At 63.4% G+C, this 15396-nt stretch carries 13 protein-coding genes; 7 read left to right on the top strand and 6 right to left on the bottom strand.

Going from position 1 to position 15396, the window contains the following annotated elements:
- Nucleotides 1–63 precede the first annotated feature (63 nt).
- Genes AB5K84_RS11510 through motA form a run of 3 tightly spaced genes read right to left on the bottom strand, consistent with a single transcriptional unit; the run spans nucleotide 64 to nucleotide 2193 of the window.
- Nucleotides 64–378 carry a hypothetical protein gene (locus AB5K84_RS11510; protein WP_011089618.1) on the bottom strand — a complete coding sequence of 105 codons (315 nt, stop codon included), beginning with the start codon at nucleotides 376–378 and terminating at the stop codon, nucleotides 64–66.
- On the bottom strand, nucleotides 359–1300 hold the full coding sequence (locus tag AB5K84_RS11505) for a flagellar motor switch protein FliM (protein WP_011089619.1): 942 nt from the start codon (nucleotides 1298–1300) through the stop codon (nucleotides 359–361). Before AB5K84_RS11505 ends, AB5K84_RS11510 begins: the two co-directional genes overlap by 20 nt.
- The gene (motA, locus tag AB5K84_RS11500) at nucleotides 1297–2193 is read right to left on the bottom strand and encodes a flagellar motor stator protein MotA (RefSeq protein WP_028175216.1); all 897 of its coding nucleotides are present in this window, start codon (nucleotides 2191–2193) and stop codon (nucleotides 1297–1299) included. Before motA ends, AB5K84_RS11505 begins: the two co-directional genes overlap by 4 nt.
- 142 nt (nucleotides 2194–2335) lie before the next feature.
- On the opposite strand from motA, the gene AB5K84_RS11495 reads away from it, so the two are divergent.
- The 4 genes from AB5K84_RS11495 (at nucleotide 2336) to AB5K84_RS11480 (ending at nucleotide 6708) form a co-directional block, all read left to right on the top strand.
- Complete coding sequence (locus AB5K84_RS11495; RefSeq protein ID WP_028175215.1) at nucleotides 2336–3124, top strand: DUF1217 domain-containing protein; 789 nt, start codon at nucleotides 2336–2338, stop codon at nucleotides 3122–3124.
- A gap of 3 nt (nucleotides 3125–3127) precedes the next feature.
- Nucleotides 3128–3856 (top strand): flagellar basal-body rod protein FlgF, encoded by a 729-nt coding sequence (flgF, locus tag AB5K84_RS11490; RefSeq protein ID WP_011089622.1) that lies wholly within the window; start codon nucleotides 3128–3130, stop codon nucleotides 3854–3856.
- 36 nt (nucleotides 3857–3892) lie between these two features.
- Nucleotides 3893–5218, top strand: coding sequence for a flagellar protein export ATPase FliI (fliI, locus tag AB5K84_RS11485; RefSeq protein WP_011089623.1), 1326 nt, complete (start codon nucleotides 3893–3895; stop codon nucleotides 5216–5218).
- Nucleotides 5219–6060: 842 nt separating this feature from the next.
- Nucleotides 6061–6708 carry a MarR family winged helix-turn-helix transcriptional regulator gene (locus tag AB5K84_RS11480; RefSeq protein ID WP_011089624.1) on the top strand — a complete coding sequence of 216 codons (648 nt, stop codon included), beginning with the start codon at nucleotides 6061–6063 and terminating at the stop codon, nucleotides 6706–6708.
- 1106 nt (nucleotides 6709–7814) lie between these two features.
- Here AB5K84_RS11480 and AB5K84_RS11475 read toward each other — a convergent pair.
- Nucleotides 7815–9398, bottom strand: coding sequence for a porin (locus AB5K84_RS11475; protein ID WP_011089626.1), 1584 nt, complete (start codon nucleotides 9396–9398; stop codon nucleotides 7815–7817).
- A gap of 509 nt (nucleotides 9399–9907) precedes the next feature.
- On the opposite strand from AB5K84_RS11475, the gene AB5K84_RS11470 reads away from it, so the two are divergent.
- On the top strand, nucleotides 9908–10387 hold the full coding sequence (locus tag AB5K84_RS11470) for a MarR family winged helix-turn-helix transcriptional regulator (protein ID WP_011089627.1): 480 nt from the start codon (nucleotides 9908–9910) through the stop codon (nucleotides 10385–10387).
- 135 nt (nucleotides 10388–10522) lie between these two features.
- On the opposite strand, the gene AB5K84_RS11465 is transcribed toward AB5K84_RS11470, so the two are convergent.
- Complete coding sequence (locus tag AB5K84_RS11465; protein ID WP_244441947.1) at nucleotides 10523–11362, bottom strand: alpha/beta hydrolase family protein; 840 nt, start codon at nucleotides 11360–11362, stop codon at nucleotides 10523–10525.
- Nucleotides 11363–12574: 1212 nt separating this feature from the next.
- Here AB5K84_RS11465 and AB5K84_RS11460 point away from each other — a divergent pair.
- Nucleotides 12575–13639: a ketopantoate reductase family protein gene (locus AB5K84_RS11460; RefSeq protein ID WP_038965654.1), complete on the top strand. Its 1065-nt coding sequence runs from the start codon at nucleotides 12575–12577 to the stop codon at nucleotides 13637–13639.
- A gap of 39 nt (nucleotides 13640–13678) precedes the next feature.
- Here the strand turns inward: AB5K84_RS11460 and AB5K84_RS11455 are convergent, their stop codons facing one another.
- Nucleotides 13679–14281, bottom strand: a complete 603-nt coding sequence (locus AB5K84_RS11455) for a LysE family translocator (RefSeq protein WP_011089631.1) — start codon at nucleotides 14279–14281, stop codon at nucleotides 13679–13681.
- Between the two features lie 262 nt (nucleotides 14282–14543).
- Here AB5K84_RS11455 and AB5K84_RS11450 point away from each other — a divergent pair, with 262 nt between their 5' ends.
- Entirely contained in the window at nucleotides 14544–15362 is an 819-nt protein-coding gene (locus AB5K84_RS11450; protein ID WP_038965652.1) for a YkgJ family cysteine cluster protein, read from the top strand.
- Nucleotides 15363–15396: the final 34 nt, after the last annotated feature.

The following is a 15396-nucleotide window of genomic DNA, read 5'->3' as shown; positions in this document are numbered from 1 at the left end:
TTGGTATTTCCGCTCCCGGAGCGCCACGGCGTTCCGGTCGTATCTGGTTCGCCGGCCCCGGCTTCAGTGCTTGTTCACGTCGGCGCCGCTCCCGGTCGCTGCGGACGCGAGCCCGCTCCTGGCGTCGAGCGCCGCGATCGCCTCGTGGGCCTGGTCGATCTTCGTGCTCAGCACGTTGGCGAGCCGTCCGAGATTTGCGGTCGAATCATGCGCCGCGGTGATAACCGTGTCGAAGGCGCCCGCCGTCTCGTGGACGATGGTCGAGAATTCGCCCTGGTAACTGCGCAGCCGCGCCAGCTCGCGGTGCATCCGCGTCACCCGCATGCTGGTGAAGGCAAGCGCAATCAGCAGCACCGCATCAACGAGATAGGATATCATCGACGAACTCCCGTTTCTGATCCACGGGATCTGCCACCTGCATGGCGTAATAGCCATCGAGCTGGCCGATCTGACACCAGAACAGCACCTGGTTGTTGCTTTCGAGACGAGCCAGCGTGCGCGGCGTGGCTTCGAGCTCGAGCACCTGCCCGACCTGGAACTTCACGACGTCGCCGAGGGTCACCATCTTCTCATCGAGCACCGCGCTCAACGTCACTTCGGTGCGGTGGACCTCGCTCTCCATCTGCTCGCGCCAGCGCGGATCGGACGCGCGGCCGTCGCTGACGACGACATGGGCGAGCTTCTGGCGCAGCGGGTTGAGCGCGGAGTGCGGAATGATGAGGAACATCTGGCCGCCGCGGTAGAGCGCCTGCAACATGATGTTCGCGCAGATCGACATGTTGCCGCTCCGCCCGATCGCCAGCGAGGCCATCGCGGTCTCGACCCGCTCGACACGGAAGGTGACGTTGGACGTGCCGGCGAAGGCGGATTGCAGCGCCTTGGCGAAGCGCTCGAACAGCGCCTGGACCAGGCGGATCTCGATGTTCGAGAACGAGCGCTCGACGTCGAGCGGCGGTTCGGCACCATCGGAACCGAACATCGCCTCGACCATCGTGAACACGAAATCGCGGTCGAGCATGATGATGATGCGGGAGTCCCACTGCTCGGCATAGAGCACGGCGGCGACCGCGTTGGCCTCATAGTCCTTGATGATGTCGCCGACCCGATCATTGGTGATGCCGTTGACCGAGAAATAGCAGGGCGTTCCCGCCATCGGCTGGAGGCTATCGGTGCAGGATGCCGCCATGCGATCGAAGATCACATTGAGCATCGGCATGCGTTCGATCGATATGCCGGCCGCGTCCAGCAGGTAGTTCGGCAACTGCTTCCGCTGATCGACCTCGACGTCTTCCATCGTCATGCGCGCGCCGCCTTCGGTTCAGCGTCAGCCACGACAGCCTTCGGACCCGCGATCGTCTCGTTCTCGACGACATCGATCGACGGACGCTCGCTGCTCGAGATCATCTTGCGGCCGTGCTCGACCGCGATCTGCGGCATGGCGCCGTTCATGAATGCCAGCAGCGTCTGCTTGACGATGATGTAGGGCCGGCACTTCTTCTCGCGCGTCATCTTGATCTTGATCGCGAAGGGCGAAATGATGCCGTAGGACAGGAAGATGCCGGCGAAGGTGCCGACCAGGGCGGCGCCGATGAAGCCGCCCAGCAGCTTCGGCGACTGGTCGAGCGCGCCCATCGCCTTGATGACGCCGAGCACCGCGGCGACGATGCCGAGCGCCGGCAACGCCTCGGAGACCGTCACCAGCGAATGGTAGGGCGCCAGCTTGCCCTTCACGATTGTGTGGATCTCCTCGTCCATCAGCGCTTCGATCTCGTGCGTGCGCGCATTGCCCATGATGATGAGACGGACATAGTCGCAGATGAACTGGAGCAGCGACGGGTCACCGAGCACGCTCGGGAACGCCTTGAAGATCTCGGAGGACGCGGGATCGTCGATATGCGCCTCGACCTCGTTGCGGCCCTTGCCCCGCAGCTCGCGCATCAGGGCATGCAGCGCCCCGAGCAGGTCGAGATAGTAGCGCTGGCCCGGCACCGCGCCGGTGATGGCCTGCATGCAGGCAACCCCGGTATCCACGACCGTCTTCCAAGGGTTGGCCACGATGAAGGTGCCGACCGCGGTGCCCATGATGATCACGAACTCCCACGGCTGCATCAGCACGGCCAGATGCCCGCCCATGGCGGCAAATCCGCCGAGCAGCGCCGCCACCGTGATGAAAATCCCCACGAAACTGAGCAACGCGCCACTCCATCGCCGATCCCACCGGGAATGTCTAGTCGGCGACGCTTGCGCGAAGCTGGCTTCCCGCTCGCCAGCCCCGCGCAAGCAATTCACGGCAGCTTGGGACGATGTCGCAATGGCGACCAGAGGGGCGCGGGTCATGCTATCCACGATCGCGGACTACACCAGATTGACCAAGGACCTGGGCAAGTCGATGACGCAGGTCGCGACCCAGCCGGATGTCAGCCGCGAGACCGATTACTTCCTCAGCCATATCGGCAACGTGAAGACGATCGACGACTTCCTGAAGGACTACCGCCTCTACACCTATGCCATGAAGGCCTATGGCCTCAGCGACATGACCTACGCCAAGGCGTTCATGCGCAAGGTGCTGACCGAGGGGGTCTCGAACAAGGACGCCTTCGCCAACAAGCTCACCGACGCCCGTTACCGGGAATTCGCCACCGCCTTCAATTTCGCCGCCCTCGGCGACAAGGCGACCCAGACCACCGCAGCCACGACCGGCACGGCCACCCAGTACGTCACGCAGACGATGGAGCAGAAGGCCGGCGACCAGAACGAGGGCCTGCGGCTGGCGCTCTATTTCACCCGCAAGGCGTCCACGATCACGAATGCCTACCAGATCCTCGCCGACAAGGCGCTGACCCAGGTCGTCCAGACCGCCATGGGCTGGTCGTCGACGATCAGCTCGTCCGACATCGATGCCCAGGCCAAGATGATCACGGACAAGATCGACCTCACCGATTTTCAGGACCCGACCAAGGTCACCAAGTTCGTGCAGCGCTTCGCGGCGATGTGGGACGCGACCCAGGCCCAGAGCGACAACTCGACCAACCCCGCGCTGGTCCTGATCGGCGGCGCGGCGACGTCGGCCAGCCTGGATACCGACATGCTCACGAAGCTTCAATCCATCCGGTTCGGGAAGTAAGTCATGCAATCGGCTCTCTATGTGGGATTGTCGGCGCAGGTCGCCCTCGAAAAGCGCCTCCAGACGATCGCCAACAACGTCGCCAACGTCAACACGGCGGCGTTCCGCACCGACGTGGTGAAGTTCGAGACCGTGCTGTCCAAGGCCGGCGCGAACCCGGTCGCGTTCTCCTCGCCCGGCGACAACATCATTTCGCGCGAGACCGGCAACATCACCGAGAGCGGCAATCCGCTCGACGTCGCCGTGGTCGGTCAGGGCTGGCTCGCCTTCGCCGGCCCGAACGGCACGGTCTATACGCGTGACGGCCGGCTCCAGATCGCCGCCAACGGCGACCTTCAGACGGTGGCCGGCTTCCCCGTCATCGATGCCGGCGGCGCGCAGATCACGCTCGACCCGAACGGCGGGCCGGTCTCGATCGCACGCAGCGGCGCGATCACCCAGGACAACAACGAGATCGGCACCATCGGCCTGTTCAACATTCCCACTGATGCCAATCTCGAGCGCTACGGCAATTCGGGCGTGACGCCCGACCGGCCTGCGACCGCCATCGCCGATTTCTCCCGCGACGGCTTCAAGCAAGGCTATGTCGAGGGCTCCGGCGCCAATCCGATGATGGAATTGACGAAGCTGATGGCGGCCTCGCGCGCCTTCGACGGCACCAATTCGATGATCGAGGGCACCGAGAGCTCGCTCCAGAACGCAATCCGGACGCTGGGCGAGCCCGGCAAGTAGAGTGCGCCCCGTGCGCAATGAGGGTGGACGGTTTCTTTGAACGCTCTTCGGCAACTCGAGTGGGCGCTGCTGGAGCTTCAGCAGAGCACTCCCCTGGCAAGCGTCAGCGGCGCGATCTCCGAGATCGCGCCGACGCATTTCCGTGTCTCCGGCCTGTCGCGCTTCGTCAGGCTCGGTGAACTCATCGGCGTCAACTCCGGCGGCAAGCCCCAGATCGGCGAGGTGGTGCGGATCGACAGCGAGGGCATCATCGCCAAGCCGTTCGACCGGCAATTTGCCGGCGGTCTCGGTTCCGTCGCCTACCGCATGCCGCCATTGTCTTTCGCGCCCGATCCGAGCTGGAAGGGCCGGGTCATCAACGCGCTCGGCGCCCCGCTGGACGGACAAGGCCCGCTGACGCCGGGATCGCGCGCCGTCTCGGCGGAGGCCGAGGCGCCCTCGGCCATGAAGCGCGCGCGCGTCCACAAGCCGCTGCGCACCGGCGTGCGCGTCATCGACCTGTTCGCCCCGATCTGCGCCGGCCAGCGCGTCGGCATCTTTGCCGGCTCCGGCGTCGGCAAATCGACGTTGCTCGCGATGCTTGCCCGCAGCCAGGGCTTCGACACCGTCGTGCTGGCGCTCGTCGGCGAGCGCGGCCGCGAAGTGCGCGAATTCATCGAGGACGTGCTGGGCGCCAATCGCAATCGTGCGGTCACCATCGTATCGACGGGCGACGAGAGCCCGATGATGCGGCGGCTGGCGCCGAAGACGGCCATGGCGGTAGCCGAATATTTCCGCGATCGGGGCGAATCGGTTCTGCTTGTGGTCGATTCGATCACCCGTTTCGCCCACGCCGCCCGCGAGGTCGCGCTCGCCGCCGGCGAGCCCGCGGTCGCGCGCGGCTACGCGCCGACGGTCTTCACGGACCTGCCGCGCCTTCTGGAGCGCGCCGGCCCCGGCGAGGAGGGATCCGGAACGATCACCGGGATTTTCTCCGTGCTGGTCGACGGCGACGATCACAACGAGCCGATCGCCGACACCATTCGCAGCACGCTCGACGGGCACATCGTGCTCTCCAGGCACATCGCCGACCAGGCGCGCTATCCGGCCGTGGACGTTCTGGCCTCGGTCTCCCGCCTCGCCCATAACGTCTGGGACCCCGAAGAGCGCGAATTGGTGAGCAAGCTGCGCACCATGATCGCCAAATACGAGGACACGCGCGATCTTCGCCTGATGGGCGGATACCAGTCGGGACGTGATTCGGGCCTCGACCAGGCGATCGACCTGGTTCCGAGAATCTACAGCGCAATGCGGCAAGACGCATCGGCTCAGCCGAGCGCAGATCCGTTCCGCGAGCTGAGGGACATGCTCAAGGGCGAGTAGCAGGTGAGACGGCGCACGACGCGCCCGCGATCTCGCCCTTCTCATTGTTTCTACAGTCGGTCGCGCATCCAGTCACGCGGCCGGCGCATGCCTCCCGTCACCGCCACCGCGACCCGTCGTGAGCGCATCAACCGTTCGGATGACTCATCGGGCGGCCGCGACGGAAGCGGAGACGGCTCCGCGAGTGGAACAACCGCCGCGTGTAATCCCTACAAGTTCTCTCGGCGATTCTCCGGACGCATTGCACAAGTTGTGGATGACTCATCAACGCGCATCAGCTTTTGTCATGCACAAGCTTCCATCAACTTGCATCAACGGCGGACAACGACGTGCCCTGCAATTAAACCGTCGTATACTTGCGGGCATGCTGCCCGTAGGACAACGTATTGCGTTCACTACCATGTGTCCCTAAGAGCGAGATTGTCTTGAACGTTACATTCGCCTGCAACGACATCCAGTCTCCGAGAGCGTCTCTACTTGATTTTGTTGAGAAGCTCATTCATCGTTTCGGTGGAATATCAAGAAACGTCTGCTTGTGACTTGAACTCAGGGGCTTCGGTTGAACAATTCCCGTCCATCGTCCGTTCGTGACGGCAACTTGGGCTCCCGTGCGACGACGACGCGATTGGCATGTCATCGGCGACGCGGCCTCTCGCTCCGGACGACGCGACGCACGCTGGTTCGGCTCGGGCGCGTTGCGGTCCGTGCCTTCGAGCAGGAATCGGGCACGACGTACTCATCGGGCATCTCCGGAGGTCTGACCTCTTTCGAATTAATCGCGAACCAGGGCGCAAGGCGGCTTCGGGACGCCGCAGACGAAGTTCCGGGGACGAGGTAAATCCATGCCATTGGCACGAGAAGCCGTCGAGCTGCTGGTCCAGGCGGCGAGGGCTTGGTATTTCGAAGGCAATCAGCATGGATTGCGCGATCGGGAATGGATGGCGCTGCGCTTTCTCGGCCGCGCCAACAGGTTTTCGCGCACACCGTCCGCGCTCGCCGGCTTCATCGGCTCCACCAGGGCGACTGCATCGCAGATCGTGAAGACGCTCGAGAGCAGGTCCTTCCTGGTGCGAAAGCCCTCGCACGAGGACAAGCGTTCCGTGGTGCTCCACGTCACCGCGCAGGGCGAGAAGTGCCTGAGCCAGCACGACCCGATCAACCACGTGGTGAATGCGGTCACGGCGCTCGGAACCGAGGAGTGCATCAGGCTGCGCGACTCGCTGCGGGAGATCCTCAATCACCTCGACGCAGCTCACCAGCGGCTCGATGCCAGCATCTGCCGGGACTGCATGTTTCTCGCCGAACGCAGCCCTGGCATCGGCCCGGCCGCCGCGAAGGGACGCGCAACCGCCGAATTCATGTGCCGGCTGTATCGCGCCCCCGTCTCGCTCGAGGAAACCGAACTGCTCTGCACCAGCTTCGAGCGCACCCGCGACCGCCCGAAGATCAAGGCGCATCTCGACCGTGCGCGCGTGGCGAGCCAGGGATGAGGCGAAGGCCCGCAGCCTGAGCGCAACTTCCGCACCGATGGCGCGGCCAAAGCTTGTGTAAGATTTCGCGGCGCTCGCAATGACGGCAGTATCAGCTCCGTCATCCCCGCACAACGGCGAGAGATAAGCGCCCGTAGTTTCCACATCGTCATTGCGAGCGCAGCGAAGCAATCCAGAATCCCTCCGCGGAAAGACTCTGGATTGCTTCCGCCTTCGCTAAGGCTTCGGCGGACAAGTCGCTGCGCTCGCAAGGACGGAACAAGACGAATCGTCGTCATCTTCTGGCTCGCTTCTCGACTCGCAGACACGCCTTCACGTCCCCGCGGCGCATTTCGCCCGAGCTTTGCTTCATCGCTCCACCCTCTTTCAGCCAAGAGGGCGCAGGGAAGGCCGGGTGCCGGCTGGCACCCACGGTCCGCTGTGCGCGTGTAGCGCATGAAAAGATGCACAGCGGCATACAGGTGCAGCCAAAACACTCGGCCTTCCCTGCGCAGTGGTCTGACGGCTTATGCCGTGATCTCCCGGGAGCCGAGTTCCTTCTGGCCTCCCTCACCCCGCGAATTGACGATGCCGTCCGCCCGGTCGGGCTCGCGTGCACCTCCGCGAAAGGCTTGACCGTAGCAACGACGGCCAGGACCACACGGTTTTGCCGTACGCGCATTCGCCGACCGCCACAGGGTTCTCCCGCGCTGTCGACGTCGCGGGAAAGATGTTGGCGAGACGAGCTTTCAGCGCCGCTCATCCGCACGCGGTTTCGGGCTCACAGGGACTACCCGCCCTGCCCGCACCATGTCGTGCCGACGCTGCCGCGTCCACCGCAGCCCGGCTCGCGAAACGTGACGACACAAGATCGCCCCTCAAGGTCAAACCGGGATGGGCGACACATACGACAAATCCGAATTTCGGTAAAGTGGAATATTTTTGTCGAGGCGGATTGACAGCTTTGCGGGTGTTTTGCCCGTCGGGCAAACGAGGCTGTCTCCACCTCGTCATTGCGAGCGCAGCGACTTGTCCGCCGAAGCTTTAGCGAAGGCGGAAGCAATCCAGGCGCAAAAAAACACCCGGCGGTTTCCCGCCGGGTGTTCGTTCGCGTGGTTCGATAGATCTTACCAGTTGCGCTGAGCGCGGAGGATCATGGCGATCGAGTCCTGATCCTTCAGCTCGTAGGTCGCGGCCGGCTTGGCGGTCACGACGTTCGGGGTGACGCCAACCGTACCGGAGTACTTCTGGTCGAGATGGGTCCAGGAGAGGTCGGCCGAGAACGTCAGGTTCTTGACCGGGGTCCAGCGGGTGACGAGACCCAGCTGGCCGATCGCGAAGTCCGGGTTACAGCTGGTCACACCCGCCAGGCCACCGAACACGCCGCCAGCACCGCCGGCGCCGCAGAGGGTGGTCTTGGCCAGCGTACCGAACTGGGCCTGAGCGTAGGCACCGTAGATCGCGGTGTTCCAGGCCGCATCCCAGTTGTGGGTGTAAGCGCCACGGAAGCCCCAGGTCTTGACGGTTTCCTGCGAGCTGCCGGTCACGAACACCGTGTCGGGAGCGTTGGCGAAGCCGATGCTGCCGTAGGCGCCAGCAACGCCCGAATTACCGTACAGCGCGTAGGAGCTGCCCGACAGATTCTGGAAGTTGTAGCGGGTCGCACCGTCGGTGTAGACGGCCTGGATGTTGATCGTGTCACCCGCGCCGGTCGGGATGTTCTTGATCGAGAGAGCGAGCTGAACCGCCCAACCCCACTTGTCGTCGGGGTGGCCGGTGGTCTCGTTCGCACCGTAATAGCCAACGTGGTTGTCATGCGCAGCCACCGACGCCTGGAAGAGGCCCCAGGCCTGGTCGACACGCACCTGACCGACGAGGTTCGGCGAACGCGAGCCGCCGATGGCGTTGGTGCCGTACGAACCGCCGATCATGCCAGCCGCGGTCGCGCCGGTCATGTTGAGGTTGCCAGCCTGATAGTACTGGGTCGCATCTTCAGCCGAGAACGACGCAGTGATCCCCTGGCCGAAGTCGGCCGTGTACGTGAACTGGGTGACGCCGGTCACGGTGCCGCTGCCGCCGACGAGGTTGTCGGTGATGTTGCCGGGATAGTTGGTCCAGGGCGCGTCGAACTGCGACACGGCCTTACCCATCGTGAAGCCAGCGAACTGGATGAAGGCGTAGTACACGCCGAGCGCACCGGCCGAGGTGTTGCCGTCGGTGCCGTTCACCGAGCCGGAGCCGTTCGAGCCGACGAGGCCGGTGCCCGCAGCGTTGAGACCGAGCGTACCGCTGTACTGGGTTCCACCCGTTGCCGAACCGGTGGGCGTATAGTTGCCGGTCGTCCAGGTGAACACGCCGTCGAAGAAGGTGCGGACCACGCCGTACTCGGTCGCGGTGCGGGTGTCGATGTTCAGGTCTTCACGAGCGCGGAAGGTGTAGTAGTTCATCAGGCGGTTGCGAGCACCGGCAACGCCGCCCTGGTTCGGATTGAAGTCCGAGTTGGTATTGAGGTTCGCGTCGGCACGCAAATAGCCGCCCAGCTTGATGCAGGTGTCGGTGCCCGGGATGTAGTAGAATCCGGCGCCGTACAGCGAGCAGATCTTCACGTATTCGACCGCTTTGGCCTTTACGGGGAGATCGGCTGCGAACGCCCCGGAGGCGGCCATCAGGCCGGCAGCCGAGCCGAGAAAGAGCGTCTTCGTCAACTTCATTAGTAAACCTCCAGGTCGGTTCGGGGGCTCGGCTCCTCGCTGGAGGCCGCGTTACCCACATCAATTTCCGTTCAATTCAGATCCGCACTGAAGGTCCGGACTGAAACGACAGCGAGGTGCCCCCCCTCCGTCGTGCTTCACGTATAGTTTATAAAAACAATCGTCTCAATTCATTGATTTAGTGAATCGCAAGTTGGAAAGGGGATGTTGCCTGCGAGCAACAGGAGGCGAAAGACGCGGCACAAGTAGCTGAAATAAAAGAAAAAGCCCTCAGGGGGCATCCCGAGGGCTTTCTTGGAGGTCTCACATCGCTGGTCGTTGACAGCGGTCAAGAGCAGCAAATTCTGAGTGAACGTGACATAACTTAATCAATTGTTTTTTGCAAGCATTAAGTGCCGACACGATTTCCCCAATGAAGAGTTCCGCGCACGATATGCGAGACGGTTTCCCAATATCCCGCTAAAAGGCTGATCAAAGACAAAAAGAAAAATGACCAAGGGGGAAGCCATATGATCGAGAAGAAGCTCGACCGGGCGATTACAGACTTCATCTGGAACGTCGTTGAAATCCACTCTCAGCTCGAGGACATCCACAGCAGCTGGGCCGGACTGCTGGGCATCACCGAGCCGCAATGGCTGATCCTGATGGCCATCACCGAGCTGGACGAGGGACGAGGCGTCGCCGGAATCGACGTCGCGAACAAGCTGCGCGTCCACCCCGCCTTCGTGACCAACCAGACCAAGAGCCTCGAGAAGCACGGGTTCCTGTCGCGACGGCCAGCGGCCGACGACGCCCGCTTCGTTCTGATGTCGCTGACGGAAAAGGCGACGACGGAAATTGAAAAACTGTCCAAGCGGAAGCTCGCCCTGAATTCGACCATGTTCAACGAGCTCGACGAGAAGACCCTCGCCGATTTGAATGCCGCGCTCGCGACCATTGCCAAGAATGCCCGGCTCGCTGCACGGCTACTGGCTATCGACGTGTCGTGATACGCGGTTCTTCACGACGCAGCCAAGGCGCGACGGCATGGGAAAGAATCCTCGGCGCGCTTCGGGTCGTTGTCTCCGGATGACTGCGCCGCGTTCGTCGCGAGAAGACCGCGGCTCAGTCATGCGGATCACGGGCTAAAGATAGGTGACGGGATCGAGGCGACGGGCAGCTCCAAGCTTGGCGTCGAGCCATTCAAAAATGAAGTCGTCCACCGTGATGAAATTCTCGACCTCGCCCAGAGGATACGGGATGCGATTCGGCACGACGATCGAGCAGTCGGCTCCGGCCTGGCGATAGCCGGCTTGCAGCTCGAGTGCCTCCTGTTCGCGCACCATCGAGCGGCTCCCGACCACCATGAGAAGCGGACAGGCCATTCGGCGCGGCGACGACAACGGACGCATCGAGGCTCCGCCCTCGACGACCTGCTCGACGCCTGTCATCCAGTGAACCGATGCCCGGTGCGCGACCGACCGCAAAAGACCGCCGTCGCACACGGCGGCGGCTACCCTGCGATCCGAGAGGACAAGGCGGGAGGCATGACTGGCGCCCGTTCCTTCGCCGTAGATCGCTATCCGCTGCGCGTCGACATCCGGGCGGGCCTCCAGATAGTCCAGCCAGCATTGGAGGATATGCTCCTGTTTGAGCGGACGACGAACAGGCGAACTGCCGGGATCGATGAGCAGAAGTGACATGTTCCGGCGAAGCGAGGCGGGCAAGAGCCTGCTCATCATCGAGGCCAGGGTGACGTCCTCGTCGGCGATGCAGATGACCGCAGGCGCGGAAGGCCCGTGACAGAGCGCCGGCAGGAAGAAGCCGGTCAACGCTCCCTGCTCGAAGTCGTCGATCTCGACGTGCTCGATCGCGTGAGCCGCATCGTCCGCGAAGCTTCTCAGGCTGAGACCGACCCTATCGGCGAAGTCGGTACTCGCGAGATCGTCCGGAGAAGACAGGCTTCGCGCGACCTCGAACGCCATCAGCGCGCATATCCACGCTTCGCACGCGACGATCCGGCCGGCACCGTCCGCGCGCGCGGATTCGGCGGAGCTCCGGTAGTCTTCCGCAACCCTCAACCAGTCTGAAAACCAAAGATGCCTGTGCGCCTCGCGCGCAAGCTCCGCGACAGACAGACTTTCGAAAAATTCGGACGCGCGCTTTCGCAAGCGTACGAGGCTTCCACCGGCGCCGTCACAGCGGCCGTGAGGCCAATGATCACCTTCCATTTTTTTCTCCGAACGGCGCCGTCAGCGATTGGCCGGGCTTGCCGGCTGCGCATTCAGCGCAGAGCCGTGCACGCCTGCTCGATGCGATCCCAGGCGTACCTGGTCGCGTCCATCGCGCTTGCGTCTGCTGATGCCGTCCGCCTCGCCGATCTGTCTCGCTGCCGTCTCGACTCCACGCAGGGACAGCACATCGTGCCCCGCGCAGGATCGGAGCGTTGTTGCAGCGAGACCCCATCCGATGTTCGTTTCGTCTTCGCTTCGCGCGGGCGAGGGCACTTGGCCAAACCGTGTGTAGCCCCCATCAGCCGGTCTCAACACAAGTTGCACGCCGGCTCCAACTCAATCGTCACGTCTCAGCTCCGTTGCTGATGTACAGTCATGGCCCCGCGCCACTTTGCCATTTTTGCGGTCCTAGGTTTGTAGTTTTTTGTTGCGATCGACGACTAAATATTGGCTGCCATTTGATGACAGAGGAGGCAGGGCCTGTGTCGGCTTTCATCGTGAACCTGTTATGACCCGAACCGGCGCGCCGCCAATCAAGATAGCGAAGAAAGATGCGGCGGATTGCCGCTTTCATCGATGGCGGCCGTCTTCGCCGCGGTTTTTTTGACTGTCGATGTCGCAGGAAAACTCGCGAGACGAACCATCAACGCCGCTCATCCGCACACGGTGCGCGAAACGTGACGATATACGATCGCCTTCTAGGTGAGCCGGATGATCGAGATATCCGACATTCCGAAATTCGGATAAGCAGCTTGCTGTGAGCAGTGCGAGGATCTGCAGACCCATAGCCGGCCAGGAATCGTCACACTCCTGGCGTCAGCAACACGGCTGCGCCGCCTGCCGGCCCCCTTGTATGCATTATCCCAGTTGCCATTATCGGGCACTTCGCTTTACATGCCGGCAACCTGCCCTCGGATTGCAGCCGGGGCACAAAAATCACATGACATTTCCAAGGGACGAAACATGGCGCGCAACATATTGATTCTCGGGGCTTCCTACGGCTCCCTGCTGGGCACGAAGCTGCTGATGGCGGGACACAACGTCACCCTCGTCTGCCGCGCCAAGACCGCGGAGCTGATCAACCGTGACGGTACCGAGGTCCGCATCAAGTTGCGCGACGAGGCGGTGCACCGGGCGATCTTCTCGCGCGACCTGCCCGGCAAGCTCGATGCGGTGACGCCGGCCGATGTCGACGTCTCCCGTTACGACATGGTCGGCCTTGCGATGCAGGAGCCGCAATACACCAACCACACGGTGCGCGTGCTCATGGTTAAGATCGCCGCGGCGAAGCTGCCGTGCCTGTCGATCATGAACATGCCGCCGCTGCCCTATCTGAAGCGGATTCCGGCGCTCGCAGGCATGGATCTCGAGGAGGCCTATACCAACGCGCAGGTGTGGGAGCGGTTCGAGCCGGGCCTGGTGACGCTGTGCTCGCCCGACCCGCAGGCCTTCCGTCCGCCGGAGGAAGCCGCGAACGTGCTTCACGTCGGCCTGCCCACCAACTTCAAGGCATCGGTCTTCGCCGACGAGAAGCACAACAAGGTGCTGCGCGAGCTCGAAGCCGACATCGACGCGGTGACGCTCGACGGCCACGACGTGCCGGTGAAGCTGAAAGTGTTCGATTCCCTGTTCGTGCCGCTTGCGAAGTGGTCGATGCTGCTGACCGGCAACTACCGCTGCATCACGCCGCACGAGCCGCAGTCGATCCGCGACGCCGTGCACGGCGATCTCAAGCGCTCGCAGACGATCTACGATCATGTCGACGCGATCGCCCGCCGCCTCGGCGCCGATCCGCAAGACCAGGTGCCGTTCGCGAAATACGCCAAGGCGGCCGAAAGCCTGCTCAAGCCGTCGTCGGCCGCGCGCGCGGTGGCCAGCGGCGCGCCCTTCATCGAGCGCGTCGACCTGCTGGTGAAGCTGATCTCGCATCAGCTCGGCGTGCCCAACCCCGAGATCGACCGCACGGTCGAGACCGTGGACCAGAAGCTGAACGAGAAGATCGTGCAGGGCGGATCGGGCGCGCAGTAGCCGCGCGCCACGTCTGTCGCTATCGCGCTACGCAGGCGCTCACGCGCTCAGGAATGATTGAAGCCAGATCAGGCCGGTCACGGCGACGAGCGTGACCGCGCCGGTGCGCGTGATGATCTCAGGGTAGCCGAGACGACGGGCGCCGCCGCCAAGCGTTGCGCCCAACGCAATCCACGCGGCGCCCGCGGTGACGATCTGAAGCGCGATCATTCCGAGCCACGGCAGGAGCTCGAACAGTCCGGCCTGGAGCGGCAGGAGCAGGAAGGCGAACACCATCGCCTTCGGATTCAGCAGCGTGGTGATCAGCACCTGACGGAACGTCACCACAGCGCCGCCGCGCAGCTCGCGCGCGTTGACGCGCCAGAGCATGACGGCAAGGCCCAGGATGTAGACACTGACCGCCACGCGAAGCACGACGGCCGCGAGCGGAATGCCGCTCACGACGGGACCGAGCGCCAGCCGCAGCAGCGCAATCGCCGCGAGATAGCCGAACAGCTCCGCCACGAGCAGACGGAGCGACCGCGATATCCCGATCCCTGCCCCCGATGTCGCGAGCAAGGTGTTGGTCGGTCCCGGCAGGGCGAGGAGAAAACAGGTCGCCGTGAAGAAGGTCAGGAAGTTCATAGCCCAGGCTAACAGCATCGCGCCGGCAAATCTTGATCTGCGTCATGCGGCGGCACCGCCATGCTCGACTTTGGCCGCGTTCGCACGGAACGGTTCCCGGTGTTGCCCGAACTCGATGAGAGCGATCGCGCCGTCCTGATCACGCGATCGTGTCGCTGCCCACGTCTCGTCGTCTTGCCTCGCGCTTAGGCGTGAGCAAGATAGCTTTGTAAGTCATCTTGCCCGGCATTGATTTGCGATGCCTGCGTTTGGGATCCAGACAAGAACACGAGAAGAAGCAATGGATCAGGCGATGCTGAGCGTCGTCCGTGCGGTCGAGGCAGGCGCGACGACCATGAAGGGCGTCATCGACGCGACCGGACTATCCCGTCTCAAGATCGAACGTGCGTTGGCTGCGCTGGAGAAACAAAAGCTCCTGGTACGCGACGGCCAAGGCTTCAGGGCAACGGGTCTGCCGAGAACAGCGCCCAACCCGCGTCAATGCGGATCGTGCAACGCCTGCTGCGATATCCTCGAAGTCGCTGCGGTCGACAAGCCGGTGAACCAGCTCTGCAGGCATTGGCAGGCGGGCACCGGATGCACCATCTACGCGAGCCGCCCGCAGATGTGCCGGTCGTTCGCCTGCGCCTGGCTGCAAGGCCATCTCGACGATGCATGGTTTCCAGCGAAATCGGGCATCGTGGTGCATTTCAGCCAGGACGCCGTCAACGTCACGGTCGACGACGACTGCCCCGATCGCTGGCGCGAGGAGCCGTATTTCAGCAAGCTCGCCGAATGGTCGATGAACGGCATCAGGCGAATCGGAAACCGCGGCTACGCGACCCTCGTGGTCTCCAGCGAGAACCGATTCCTGCTGCTCGGACGCACCGTCGTTCCCGATCCGACGCCATCAGGCACCGCGTTCCTGCCGCTCACCCCCGACACGTTCCGGTTCTGGCGGGCAACATCACCGGAACATCTGCAGCGGCTGCACGAGCGCATCGCCGAGATCGAGCGGATCAGGCAGGAATTCGGCTCCTGCGCGATTCCCCCGAACGAGGACGACGATCCCGTCCCGCCCTATCGCCCCGCGCTTCTACGGTTGTCGAATCACGCCTGAACGCCGTCGTGGGCAACAGAGCATGATTCGCGCT

Source organism: Bradyrhizobium sp. 1200_D9_N1_1 (assembly GCF_052075915.1).
Classification (GTDB): Bacteria; Pseudomonadota; Alphaproteobacteria; order Rhizobiales; family Xanthobacteraceae; genus Bradyrhizobium; species Bradyrhizobium diazoefficiens.
Note: the sequence above shows the minus strand (reverse complement) of the source record. Positions and strands in the feature narration are given on the sequence as shown.

Excerpts from the sequence above, each read along its gene's own strand:
- AB5K84_RS11495 (WP_028175215.1), top strand. The coding sequence starts at position 2,336 with ATGCTATCCACGATCGCGGACTACACCAGATTGACCAAGGACCTGGGC.
- AB5K84_RS11475 (WP_011089626.1), bottom strand. The coding sequence starts at position 9,398 with ATGAAGTTGACGAAGACGCTCTTTCTCGGCTCGGCTGCCGGCCTGATG.
- AB5K84_RS11460 (WP_038965654.1), top strand. The coding sequence starts at position 12,575 with ATGGCGCGCAACATATTGATTCTCGGGGCTTCCTACGGCTCCCTGCTG.
- AB5K84_RS11470 (WP_011089627.1), top strand. The coding sequence starts at position 9,908 with ATGATCGAGAAGAAGCTCGACCGGGCGATTACAGACTTCATCTGGAAC.
- AB5K84_RS11505 (WP_011089619.1), bottom strand. The coding sequence starts at position 1,300 with ATGACGATGGAAGACGTCGAGGTCGATCAGCGGAAGCAGTTGCCGAAC.
- AB5K84_RS11480 (WP_011089624.1), top strand. The coding sequence starts at position 6,061 with ATGCCATTGGCACGAGAAGCCGTCGAGCTGCTGGTCCAGGCGGCGAGG.
- flgF (WP_011089622.1), top strand. The coding sequence starts at position 3,128 with ATGCAATCGGCTCTCTATGTGGGATTGTCGGCGCAGGTCGCCCTCGAA.
- AB5K84_RS11450 (WP_038965652.1), top strand. The coding sequence starts at position 14,544 with ATGGATCAGGCGATGCTGAGCGTCGTCCGTGCGGTCGAGGCAGGCGCG.
- AB5K84_RS11455 (WP_011089631.1), bottom strand. The coding sequence starts at position 14,281 with ATGCTGTTAGCCTGGGCTATGAACTTCCTGACCTTCTTCACGGCGACC.
- AB5K84_RS11510 (WP_011089618.1), bottom strand. The coding sequence starts at position 378 with ATGATATCCTATCTCGTTGATGCGGTGCTGCTGATTGCGCTTGCCTTC.
- AB5K84_RS11465 (WP_244441947.1), bottom strand. The coding sequence starts at position 11,362 with ATGGCGTTCGAGGTCGCGCGAAGCCTGTCTTCTCCGGACGATCTCGCG.